We start from the raw sequence: 9892 nt of genomic DNA on the forward strand, positions 1-9892 counted from the left end.
GGCGCCATGCGCATCATGCGCCAGCCAGGGCGGCGACCGCCCGGAGGCGGGAGTCAGCCTCGTGAAGGTACCAGGATCAGCGCGCTGCCAATCAAGCATATCGTCATTCCGGCGACATCCCAGCGGTCGGGGCGGTTGCCTTCAGCCAGCCACATCCAGAACATGGAACTGGCGATGTAGACCCCGCCATAGGCCGCGTATGCCCGGCCAGCAAACCCACTGTCGGCGCGCGTCAGAAGATACGCAAACAGCACGAGGCTTGCAACGCCGGGCACCAGCCAGAGCGGCGAACGGTCCAAGCGCAGCCACGCCCAAAAGGCGAAGCACCCGGCGATTTCCGCAAGGGCTGCCAAGGCAAAGATCAGAAACGTCCCGATCAAGATGCCAGTGCCTCCAGGACCGGACACTCCGGGACATCCTCGCCGGAACATTGGGCAGATGTTGCGGCCAGTACTTTTTCTATCCGGCGAAGATCTGCAATTTTCCGGCGTACATCGCTGAGATGACTTTCGGTCAGGGCTTTCACCTCACCGCAGGTCTGGGTGCCGCCGTCGACCAGGCCGAGCAGGCCCTTGATTTCATCAATGGCAAAGCCGAGCTCGCGGGCCCGCAGGATGAAGCGCAGGCGCTGGACATGGCTCTGCCCGTAGATGCGGTGGCCTGCGGCCGTGCGCGGCGGGTCTGGCATCATGCCGGTCTTCTCGTAATAGCGGATGGTTTCAAGGTTGCAGCCCGTGGCCCGGGCCAGCTCCCCGCGGGTGAGCGTTGTCGCGGTTTTGTGATCTGGCATCGGAAAAAACCTCCTTGCCCCTGTAGCTACTACAGGGCCTACACAAGGTGCCAGCACTATTCGTGAGGAGATAAGTATGAGGATTGCTGAACAGCAAACCGGGCAAGTAAACACAGGTGCGGACCGCAGCCGCACAGGCTGGCTTGCCGCGGGCGGGCTGCTTGGTGCGGTTTTTGCGTCCGCTTGCTGCGTTGGGCCGCTGGTATTGCTCACGCTTGGTATCTCGGGGGCCTGGATCGGGAACCTGACCGCACTTGAACCCTACAAGCCGGTTTTTGCCCTGATCGCGCTTGGCTTCATCGGGGCTGGCTTCTGGCAGGTGTATTTCCGCAAGCCAGCCGCCTGTGAACCGGGTTCCTACTGCACCAAACCCTCTTCGGCCCGTATCACCAAAACAGCGCTCTGGATCTCGCTGGCTGTTGTTGTGGCAGCTCTGACCATCACCTGGTGGGCGCCGCTCTTTTACTGAAAGGAACATCAAATGAAGAAACTGCTCGCTGCTGTTCTCGGCTTCGGTCTTCTCGGAACGGCCGCCATCGCAACCGCTGCACTGCCCGCTGCCGTCCAAAGCGTTGCTGCGGAGGAGACCGTGACATTCGCGGTCGAAAACATGACCTGCGCGCTCTGCCCGGTGACGGTGAAGCGCGCTATGGAAGGCGTGGACGGCGTGCGCTCCGTCGAGGTGGATTTTGACGCAAAGACGGCCACGGTCGTTTTTGACACCGCCGCAACGAGCGCTGAAACCATTTCCACGGCCTCAGAAAACGCCGGTTATCCGGCCATGGAGAAGGGCTGATCCCATGTGTGACAGCCTGATAGGAGGCCTCGGCGCGACGATCCTGGCGGCACCTCTGGTGATAATATGCTGTGGCGGCGGCGGTATCCTATTGTCTGCGCTTGCCGGCGCCGCAGGCGGGTGGCTGACCGGGTACGGCGTGATTTCCATTGGGCTGGCGGTTGCGGCGCTTGCATTGGTCTGGCGTTCGATGCGCCGCGGCCGGCTGACCGGCCAGTGTCCGGTTGGGAGCAACAATAGCGGAAGAACAGTCCATGACTGAAAAAACTGACCGCAAACTGGTGGCAGCAGGCATCGCCGGTACCCTTATCGCCGCATTGTGCTGTTTCACTCCACTCCTGGCGGTTCTCCTTGGAGCTATCGGGCTTTCTGCAGCGCTGGGCTGGATCGACTATGTGCCGATCCCCGCGCTGGCGTTCTTCATTGCCTTGACGGCCTATGCCGTCTGGCGGCGGCAGCGGCGGGCACGACGGATCTGACAGAGTATTCCGTGCTGAGGCTTGTTGCTGCACCCCTTCTGGGCGCGCCCTTCTGAGGCTGAACCTGGCTCCGATTAGAAATCGCCACCGCATAAACCAGACAAATGACAACGACGCCCGCGCGCGTATCGAAAGGAAAATCAATGAACAGCGACTGCTGCACGCCGAATGGGGAATATGATCTTGCTGTCATTGGAGCCGGATCGGCTGGTTTCTCGGCCGCGATCACGGCTGCGGAAGGCGGTAAGCGTGTGGCGCTGATCGGGCACGGAACCATTGGCGGCACCTGCGTGAACGTGGGCTGTGTGCCTTCGAAAACGATGATCCGTGCTGCCGAGGCAGTGAATGGCGCGATGGCCGCGCATCGCTTTCGCGGCCTGAAGGGCACCGCAGAAGTCACGGACTGGGCTGCGGTCATCCAGGTGGAACACCGCAGCAAACTGGACGCCCGGCGGCATCCGTTTCCGGAAGTCCTTCAAGGCAAGGTTCGCCCATCTGTTGATCAACGGCTGGTACTTGTTCCGGTCCTGGCACCGGACCTGCTGGCGCAGTTCGCGGAGGAATACCGCGAGGCCTTCAACGAAGCCGCAGCGGGCGCCTGCCAGGACCGGCAGAAAGCCGAACACTCCCTCAAGAAGGTGGAAAGCCGGATCGCCAACATCCTGACAGCCATCGAGGACGGCATGTACACCGCCTCAATGAAGGACAAGATGTCTGAGCTGGAGAGGGAGAAGGCCCGCCTGGAGGCGGTCATCGCTGACAACCCGGAGCCCCCTGCCCTGCGGCTGCACCCGAGCCTGTCGGTGCGGTACCGGGAGCTGATCGAGGATCTTGCTGGCGCCCTGAACGCACCAGAGGTGCGGCGGGAGGCGACGGCGTCGCTGCGGGCTTTGGTTTCGGAAGTGCGGATGGTTCCGGACGCTAAGGCGCCGGGCGGGCATCAGCTTGAACTTGTTGGGGAATTGGCGGGGCTGATGTCTTTGGGTTATCCTGAATCAACCAAGCCCCCGCTGGTGGCGAGGGCTTGGTCGGAAACGATGGTTGCGGGAGCAGGATTTGGACACTGTTTCATTCAAGCCCGATAACTTACGGCTGCGTTGCCAGCCGCCATCCATTGTAAGCGCTGCCTAGGTATCCTCTTATGTCCGCTGTGCGCAGGAAGCGGGCTTTGCAGAATCCTGCAAAGCACACTTGGTTGTCGGCCCAAGCCTGGTCGAGCGCCGCAGCGCATATCGCATTGCAGCCGTTCGTGGATCGCGCAGCATTTCCGAAGGTCTAACAACGGCACAGCGGGACGAAACCGACCTTGGATTTTTCGTCTTCGCTGACGCCGCATCCTTTCGCACGTGCGGCGGGCTTCTTGCTGCATCGCCGCTCAAATCCTCGAAGCGGTCATTGCTTCCTGGTTTCGAAGGGCTACCGGACTTCAAGCTCTGCGGCTTTGGCTGCAATCTGGATTTCCTTGTAGGAAGGCTGGTTTGCGGTTGCACTGTCCAGCCGGTTGCAAATGACAGTCCGAATACCCGCGTCTTTCAGTATTGCGAGGTCTTCGGGAAAAACTTGCGGACTGACAAAACCATCGGAAATCTCTTTAAGTTCCATGTTCTTCTCCACAGATCCAGCATTCGTTGACGGGCATAGCTGTTTTGGGAAGTATTGCTTTCACAAAGCCCTGTATCGGGAAAAACGGGCAAGGTACTAAGTCTCGCCCGTCTTAGTGAATGCTCAGGTGTTTCAAGCGCAGCAGTCGGCCTGCTATACTGCCTCTTCGGGCTTTTCGGACGACCCGCAGCAGCCAGATGATGCGGCGGCGGTTTCATTTCCGGGGTCAGACGGCGCGCAACAGCCTGACGCTTTGTCTTGGCCGGGGCTGCAGCTGCTGGCGGATTCCGGACTGGTATCCTGGCTTCCGCAGCAGCTGGACTCTTCCTGTTGCGGGGCGCCATAGCTGTTGGCGGGGTCAGAGTCGGCTTCCAGCTTTCCGCCGCAGTTGAATTCGGCACCGTCTTCTCCAATGCAGCAGGCAGGTGCGACTTGTTCAGGCGGCATCTCAGTGACCACTCCAGCCAAGGAATCGGTGATTGAGTGGACTTGTGCGTAGCCTGTCCGCATCAGGAAGGTTGGGGCCCGCCCGTAGGATTTCATACCGGCAATAAAGAAATTTTTGTCCGTGTGGGACAGCTCCTTCACGCCATGAGCAGGCACTGAGCCGCAGGAGTGCAGGTTCGGGTCGATCATCGGAGCGAGGAGGCGCGGGGATTCAACGACGTCGTCAAGATCCAGCCGCAATTCGCGCAGGATGCCCATATCAGCCCGGAATCCGGTGTTCACGATGATCCGGTCCACAGTAATCTCGCGGTGCCGGCCGGCGACCAGAAGGGAAACATTCAATCTGCCATCTGTTTTCGTGATGCGTTCAACGCGCATCGGTGCCAGCAGATCAAGCGAACCGGAGTCGATCGCTTCCTTCGCCGCAGCACCCAAGGCTGCCCGCTCCGGCAGCTCCTTGTTCAGGCCGGCACTCGACAGGAGTTTTTCCATCGTATTGTGCCGAAGCCCCCAGAAAATCTGAGTGCGGGGATCGCTGCTGCGCAGCTGCAGCAGATCTAGGACAACGTTAGTTGCGGAATGCCCGCCGCCCAGAACAAGCGTAGACTTGCCCTCATACAGGCCCCGATCCGCGCCCAGCGTATCCGGAATTGCTTGAAGGATGTGAGTCTTGGCTTCTTCTTCCCCGGGAACCGGGAGCCCATCGGCTCCGATAGGGTTCGGATTTGACCAAGTGCCGGAGGCGTCAATGACAGCACCTGCTTCAATGACCTGGCGCGTTCCGCCTGCCGTCACATAGTGAACGGTGAACGGAGCATCGTCCCGGCCCCTGGAGATTGATTTGCTCAGGCCGCGTTTCGATACGGCGATAACTTCCGCGCCGAAAGTGATGTGGTCTTTTAGCGGGGTGTTGTGTGTTGCCGGGATCAGGTATTGCTCGACAAACTCTTTGCCTGTCGGGACGCCGTCGCCGTCCGGCGCTGTCCATCCGGCACCGTCCAGCAGGGATGTGACTGCGGGATCAATCATGAGCCGCCAAGGGGTGAATACGCGAACATGGCCCCACTCCAGGATGGCGCGGCCCGCTGACTTACCCTTCTCCAGAACAACCGGCGTCAGGCCTTTCTCCAAAAGCTGAGCAGCTGTTGCGATCCCAATGGGTCCTGCGCCGATGACGACCACTATGTTGTCAATTTGTGCGTGCTTCATTTTCTTTCCTCGATGCATCGATCTTCAACGTTTAAGGTCAAAAAAACCTCTATTCAGCGACCAAGCAGGAGCATTCCTGCAGGCAGAGTGCCATTTTTGCCCATTCCTTCATTGAGACTTGGAACGCTTGCCGCCCTTTGTCGGTGATGGAATAGATTTTGCGTCGCCGGCCTGACGTGATTACCGACTGGTGAGTCACAATTCCGCCGTCGGAAAATTGCTTCATGACAGGATAAACCGTGCCTTCACTGGGGGCGCAGCCCCCATTACTGTGGCGCTTTATCTCCTTTGCAATATCGTACCCGTGCAGTTCCTGTTGCTGCAGCACATAAAGGATAAAGAACTTGGACAAGCTCATCTTGATCATCGTGTCCCAGCAGTCTGGGCTCAGCAGGTCAGGTCGGGCGGTATTGGTGCTCATGAGGCCGACATACGCATTGATGGTCGATGTATCAAGTGGAAAGCTGAAGAAGCGGAAGTGACCGGCTTCTGACCGCTCAGGCAACCTGATCAGCAGCTCGCTTTTAACCCAATTTGCCCGAGGTTACCCTGCTACAGCGGTATGGAAAGTTGTTGTGTCATTGATGTCCTAGCCTGGTTTCTGCAGCTTTTTTCGAGCAATGCGAGAACAGTCTAGCCAGAGGTCGTGAAAGACTTGACCATTGCCCGAGCATCCATTTGCGACCGGATGAACGTTCCGAATTTCTCCAAATTCTCTGCACGAGGATCACTGTTGCGCCAGAGAAGCCTGACCTCGCGCCCGAAGTTTCCGTCTTCTATCGAGTGAAGAGACACCAGTCCGCCGAAGCGGTCTGGGCCGTTAACAGACAGGACAGGGAAAAGCGCGCAACCTTCTCCTAGGGCAACCATCTGGCGCAGCATTTCTAGGCTGCTGGCAACACGATGCCCTGGCCTGTCAATCCTGTCGCATAACGCCATGGTCTGATCCCGCAAGCAGTGCTCTTCAGACAATAGAACCAACTTGGATGACAGAACTTCGGACCACCGGACAGGATGATCAGGCTTTCTCGGCAACTCCTTGGGGCAGGCTAGAATGAAGGGCTCGTGGAACAGGGAAAGTGAGGCAAGCATCTGCTGTTTCGGCTCGCTTAAGGGAAAATGGCGTCAGCTGGTCGGGTTGGCGCCATATCTGCTTTGTAAACTGGGATCCCGCGAGCCAGCCGCAAGAAACCAGATACATAGTCAATATCTGTATCTGCCTGCCGCAAGCCAACATTGATGCTTTTGGGAAGGCCAGTTTCTCCAATCTTCACCGCGCGGACGGGGAGGCCTGCCCCTGTTTCGCTGATCAGCCAGTCCGGCAGAACGGCCAGGCCCCGCCCCGCGGCAACAAGCTGGAGCATCAGATCTATGCTTTCTACTTCTATACGCCGCTGAGGGCGGCAACCGGCCGGTATTAAGAAACGTGTGTAGATGTCCAGCCTGTCGGTGCTGACTGGCACAGTAATCAGCGTCTGGTCAGTCAAGCAGGCCGGCTCTGCGGAAAGCTGCGCCGCCAGAGAGTGATCATCCCTTACAGCCAGCATGATCTCATAATCAAAAACCGGCGCAAACAGCAGTCCGGGCTTGGTTACCGGGTCCGGTGTGATCAGCAGGTCGATCTCGTGACCTTCAAGCGCAGCAACGCCATCAAAACGAAACTCTGTGCGAACCTCCAACTCAACGTTCGGCCACTCCGCCAGATAGGACGCTGTGACCTGCATCAGCCACTTTTCGCAGGGGTGGCACTCCATACCAAGCCGCAGGATCCCGCGCAGCCCGCGTGCCATGCCGGCCAGGACGCCTTCGGCATGCTCCAGCTCAGGTACAATGCGGTCAGCCAGTTCAAGGAGATACGATCCTGCCTGGGTGAACTCGAGGCTGCGGCCTTTCTTACGCCAGACCTTCACCTGGTGAAACTTTTCCAGCTTGGAAACCGCATGGCTGACCGCCGACTGGCTGAGGTTCATGCGGTCTGCGGCAGCGGTGACACTGCCCGCGCGATGGACTTCGCGTAGAATGGCCAAATGGTATCGATCCAGCATTATGAATGTCCTGCATTGAACAATGAATTTATGACATTTTTGATCATGAGAGTGGAGTGCTATCTGTGTTCTCAATGCCGATAGGAAAAGGCCCCTGCCATGCGCATTAACGCAGAGTTGGACCAGCCAGTAACTGTACACGCATCCATCCTCGATTGGATTCCAAGCCCGGCTGCAGGAGTGGACCGCAAAATGCTGTACCGCGAAGGGGCGGAAGTCGCGCGGGCCACCTCAATCGTTCGTTATGCGCCGGGAAGCGCCTTTCCTGGACATGTTCACAGTGGTGGAGAAGAAATCCTGGTGCTCGACGGTACCTTTCAGGATGAGCACGGGGACTACCCGGCAGGAACATACTTCCGCAATCCTCCGGGTACATCCCACAGCCCTGCTGCAGCAGACGGCTGCATTATTTTCGTCCGGCTGTGGCAATTCCGGGAGGGTGACGAGGCACAGATTGTGCGCACGCCCGGGAAAGGCAATCCGGCAGGGCTGCGCCAAGGCGTGGCCTCGGCACTTACATTGTTCGACGACGGTGCCGAACGCGTCTTGCTTGAGGAATGGGTTCCGGGCGCAGAGGTTTTGCTTGCCAATCCGCGCGGCCTGGAGCTCCTGGTGCTGAAGGGTACCTTTGCCGCTGGAGGAGAACTCCTGGCTGAGCAAAGCTGGCAGCGGTTTCCGGCCGGGAAAGATCTTACGGCGGAAGCTGGCGCTAATGGCGCGTCTGTCTGGATAAAGGATGCGCCGCTCCAGCATGCGGATGTCTTGCAGATGCCTGCCTGATGCAGCCTGCCAAACAGAAACAGGACAACACTGATGAATACCAAAGTTGCTATCCTTGGCGGCGGTCTTGCCGGCCTGAATGCTGCCCGTCTTCTTCATCAGGCAGGCATCGATTTTCAACTGTTTGAAGCGCGAGACCGGCTGGGCGGACGGATTCTGACGGTGGATGAAACAGGAAGCCCCGATGCGGACGGTTTCGATCTTGGGCCATCCTGGTACTGGCCACGGATGCAGCCTGCCATTGGCGGGTTGATACGAGAACTGGGATTGCCTGGCTTTGCCCAGTGTACGGAGGGTGATGTAATCTTCGAGCGTATGTCCCGTGAGCCGGCTCAGCGTTATCCGGGGCTGCGCCAGGAACCGGCATCCATGCGCCTTGAAGGAGGAACAGGATCATTGGTTCGTGCCCTTGAAGGCCTGTTGCCGACGGAGCGGGTTCATTGTGAGGCCCGTGTCGAAAGCCTTCGCTTGCAGGACAAAGGGGTGGAGCTGGCAGTCCGCCTCAAAGATGGTGCTGTGAAGAAGGTTGAAGCAGATCATGTTATTGCCGCCTTGCCTCCGCGCATTCTTGCTTCGGCCGTGCAATTTGCGCCTGAACTCGAGAAGGCGGACCGGCGGCTTTGGGAAGGCACGCCCACATGGATGGCGCCCCATGCCAAGTTCCTTGCGGTATTTGAGCACCCTTTCTGGCAGGAAGCCGGGTTGAGCGGCACGGCGCAAAGCATGGTCGGGCCAATGGCCGAGATTCATGATGCCACAAGTGCTTCGGGTAAAGCAGCACTGTTCGGCTTCGTCGGTATAGGAGCCCGGCAGAGGGCTCAGATAGACGAAAACCAGTTGACAGCGGCTTGCCTGGCACAGCTTGTGCGCATCTTTGGAGAGCAGGCCGCTAACCCGCGGGCGACACTGATCAAAGACTGGGCAATCGACCCGTTGACAGCTCATCCGGCAGATCTGGATGACGCAGGGCATCCGGCACGGGCCTCCGCCTGGGTTCACGGCCCTTGGCAGGCGTTCTTGACACTGGGCGGAAGCGAAAGCAGCCCGAACGAAGCGGGATATCTGGCCGGTGCAGTGGAGGCTTCGGTTCTCGCAGCAGAGATCCTGCTGGCCGGCAACACGCAAGCGGCAGCAGGATAACAGGTGCGTTGTCTTTCCAGCTGGCTCTGGCAGTCAAAGCACTACCGCCGTTCCTGCCTGCCAGGCCAGAGGGCCTTACACTGAGAGTGTGTGAGGAATGGTGAATTCTTCTGGTGGATTGCCGAACGTCGTCAGGAATTCAGCTCAGCAGAGAAGATTGCCGAAACTTTCTAGAGAAAACAGGTCTTTGGGTTCGCGAACACCACGCAAATTATGGCTGCCCAGATTGGCCAGTTTTATACTTTCGACGTTGAGGCTGCGTGCGAATGCTTCGGAGATGACAATATCCCGGTTCAATTCACGGCACATGCCTTCAATACGGGAAAGTTCATTCACAGCAGGGCCTGTAACTGTAAAGTCGAGGCGGCTTGAAGAGCCCACATTCCCATAATGGACTTCACCCAGATGAAGGCCGAGGTAGAGGCCAGTTGCAGGCAGCCCGTTGCTTCGCCTGGCTGCGGTCAGTTTGGTGACTTGTGTCAACGCCGTTTGAATTTCCCCCAAAAGTGCCGAAGTAAAATTCCCCACTTGCTCGGTCCCGGTGATCAGCCGGCGTCAGTGATCAGCGGCTCCATTCCTTGTCTTTGGCGGCCGCCCGCGGCGC

General features: G+C 58.6%; 13 protein-coding genes and 1 pseudogene. 6 read left to right on the forward strand and 8 right to left on the reverse strand.

The genetic code is table 11. The features are described 5' to 3' along the window. Positions 1 to 53: 53 nt before the first annotated feature. Complete coding sequence (locus A2I95_RS18175) at positions 54 to 377, reverse strand: YnfA family protein (protein ID WP_291731883.1); 324 nt, start codon at positions 375 to 377, stop codon at positions 54 to 56. Further along, a complete protein-coding gene (locus tag A2I95_RS18180) occupies positions 377 to 790 on the reverse strand; it encodes a helix-turn-helix domain-containing protein (RefSeq protein WP_291731863.1) in 414 nt (137 codons plus the stop codon). The genes A2I95_RS18175 and A2I95_RS18180 overlap by 1 nt, the downstream gene beginning before the upstream one ends. 76 nt (positions 791 to 866) lie before the next feature. On the opposite strand from A2I95_RS18180, the gene A2I95_RS18185 reads away from it, so the two are divergent. The 4 genes and pseudogenes from A2I95_RS18185 to A2I95_RS18200 all read left to right on the forward strand — a co-directional run. Continuing rightward, on the forward strand, positions 867 to 1259 hold the full coding sequence (locus A2I95_RS18185; RefSeq protein ID WP_291731865.1) for a mercuric transporter MerT family protein: 393 nt from the start codon (positions 867 to 869) through the stop codon (positions 1257 to 1259). 12 nt (positions 1260 to 1271) lie between these two features. Beyond that, positions 1272 to 1586: a heavy-metal-associated domain-containing protein gene (locus A2I95_RS18190; RefSeq protein WP_291731867.1), complete on the forward strand. Its 315-nt coding sequence runs from the start codon at positions 1272 to 1274 to the stop codon at positions 1584 to 1586. A gap of 254 nt (positions 1587 to 1840) precedes the next feature. Beyond that, the gene (merF, locus tag A2I95_RS18195; RefSeq protein WP_291731869.1) at positions 1841 to 2065 is read left to right on the forward strand and encodes a mercury resistance system transport protein MerF; all 225 of its coding nucleotides are present in this window, start codon (positions 1841 to 1843) and stop codon (positions 2063 to 2065) included. A 143-nt stretch (positions 2066 to 2208) separates the two neighbouring features. After that, positions 2209 to 2484, forward strand: a pseudogene (locus A2I95_RS18200) (FAD-dependent oxidoreductase); the annotation flags it as partial. Between the two features lie 997 nt (positions 2485 to 3481). On the opposite strand, the gene A2I95_RS18205 reads toward A2I95_RS18200, so the two are convergent. The 5 genes from A2I95_RS18205 to A2I95_RS18225 form a co-directional block, all read right to left on the reverse strand. Beyond that, positions 3482 to 3667, reverse strand: a complete 186-nt coding sequence (locus A2I95_RS18205) for a sulfur transferase domain-containing protein (protein WP_291731871.1) — start codon at positions 3665 to 3667, stop codon at positions 3482 to 3484. A 153-nt stretch (positions 3668 to 3820) separates the two neighbouring features. Next, positions 3821 to 5341, reverse strand: coding sequence for an NAD(P)-binding domain-containing protein (locus A2I95_RS18210; RefSeq protein WP_291731874.1), 1521 nt, complete (start codon positions 5339 to 5341; stop codon positions 3821 to 3823). 31 nt (positions 5342 to 5372) lie between these two features. Then, complete coding sequence (locus A2I95_RS18215; RefSeq protein WP_291731875.1) at positions 5373 to 5744, reverse strand: PadR family transcriptional regulator; 372 nt, start codon at positions 5742 to 5744, stop codon at positions 5373 to 5375. Between the two features lie 212 nt (positions 5745 to 5956). Beyond that, positions 5957 to 6415 (reverse strand): LysR substrate-binding domain-containing protein, encoded by a 459-nt coding sequence (locus tag A2I95_RS18220; RefSeq protein WP_291731876.1) that lies wholly within the window; start codon positions 6413 to 6415, stop codon positions 5957 to 5959. Between the two features lie 17 nt (positions 6416 to 6432). Next, positions 6433 to 7368, reverse strand: a complete 936-nt coding sequence (locus tag A2I95_RS18225) for a LysR family transcriptional regulator (protein WP_291731878.1) — start codon at positions 7366 to 7368, stop codon at positions 6433 to 6435. A 99-nt stretch (positions 7369 to 7467) separates the two neighbouring features. Between A2I95_RS18225 and A2I95_RS18230 the strand changes: the two genes are divergently transcribed. Together A2I95_RS18230 and A2I95_RS18235 are read left to right on the forward strand one after the other, a co-directional pair. Next, complete coding sequence (locus A2I95_RS18230; RefSeq protein ID WP_291731879.1) at positions 7468 to 8148, forward strand: cupin domain-containing protein; 681 nt, start codon at positions 7468 to 7470, stop codon at positions 8146 to 8148. A gap of 33 nt (positions 8149 to 8181) precedes the next feature. Further along, positions 8182 to 9288 carry an FAD-dependent oxidoreductase gene (locus A2I95_RS18235; protein ID WP_291731880.1) on the forward strand — a complete coding sequence of 369 codons (1107 nt, stop codon included), beginning with the start codon at positions 8182 to 8184 and terminating at the stop codon, positions 9286 to 9288. Positions 9289 to 9432: 144 nt separating this feature from the next. On the opposite strand, the gene A2I95_RS18240 is transcribed toward A2I95_RS18235, so the two are convergent. Next, a complete protein-coding gene (locus tag A2I95_RS18240; protein WP_291731881.1) occupies positions 9433 to 9816 on the reverse strand; it encodes an adenylate/guanylate cyclase domain-containing protein in 384 nt (127 codons plus the stop codon). Positions 9817 to 9892: the final 76 nt, after the last annotated feature.

This window comes from Leisingera sp. F5, from assembly GCF_001593695.1.

What these genes read in the sequence shown, in the direction of transcription:
- A2I95_RS18180 (WP_291731863.1), bottom strand. Translation starts at nt 790, where the DNA reads ATGCCAGATCACAAAACCGCGACAACGCTCACCCGCGGGGAGCTGGCC.
- A2I95_RS18185 (WP_291731865.1), top strand. Translation starts at nt 867, where the DNA reads ATGAGGATTGCTGAACAGCAAACCGGGCAAGTAAACACAGGTGCGGAC.
- A2I95_RS18190 (WP_291731867.1), top strand. Translation starts at nt 1,272, where the DNA reads ATGAAGAAACTGCTCGCTGCTGTTCTCGGCTTCGGTCTTCTCGGAACG.
- merF (WP_291731869.1), top strand. Translation starts at nt 1,841, where the DNA reads ATGACTGAAAAAACTGACCGCAAACTGGTGGCAGCAGGCATCGCCGGT.
- A2I95_RS18205 (WP_291731871.1), bottom strand. Translation starts at nt 3,667, where the DNA reads ATGGAACTTAAAGAGATTTCCGATGGTTTTGTCAGTCCGCAAGTTTTT.
- A2I95_RS18210 (WP_291731874.1), bottom strand. Translation starts at nt 5,341, where the DNA reads ATGCATCGAGGAAAGAAAATGAAGCACGCACAAATTGACAACATAGTG.
- A2I95_RS18215 (WP_291731875.1), bottom strand. Translation starts at nt 5,744, where the DNA reads ATGAGCACCAATACCGCCCGACCTGACCTGCTGAGCCCAGACTGCTGG.
- A2I95_RS18220 (WP_291731876.1), bottom strand. Translation starts at nt 6,415, where the DNA reads ATGCTTGCCTCACTTTCCCTGTTCCACGAGCCCTTCATTCTAGCCTGC.
- A2I95_RS18225 (WP_291731878.1), bottom strand. Translation starts at nt 7,368, where the DNA reads ATGCTGGATCGATACCATTTGGCCATTCTACGCGAAGTCCATCGCGCG.
- A2I95_RS18230 (WP_291731879.1), top strand. Translation starts at nt 7,468, where the DNA reads ATGCGCATTAACGCAGAGTTGGACCAGCCAGTAACTGTACACGCATCC.
- A2I95_RS18235 (WP_291731880.1), top strand. Translation starts at nt 8,182, where the DNA reads ATGAATACCAAAGTTGCTATCCTTGGCGGCGGTCTTGCCGGCCTGAAT.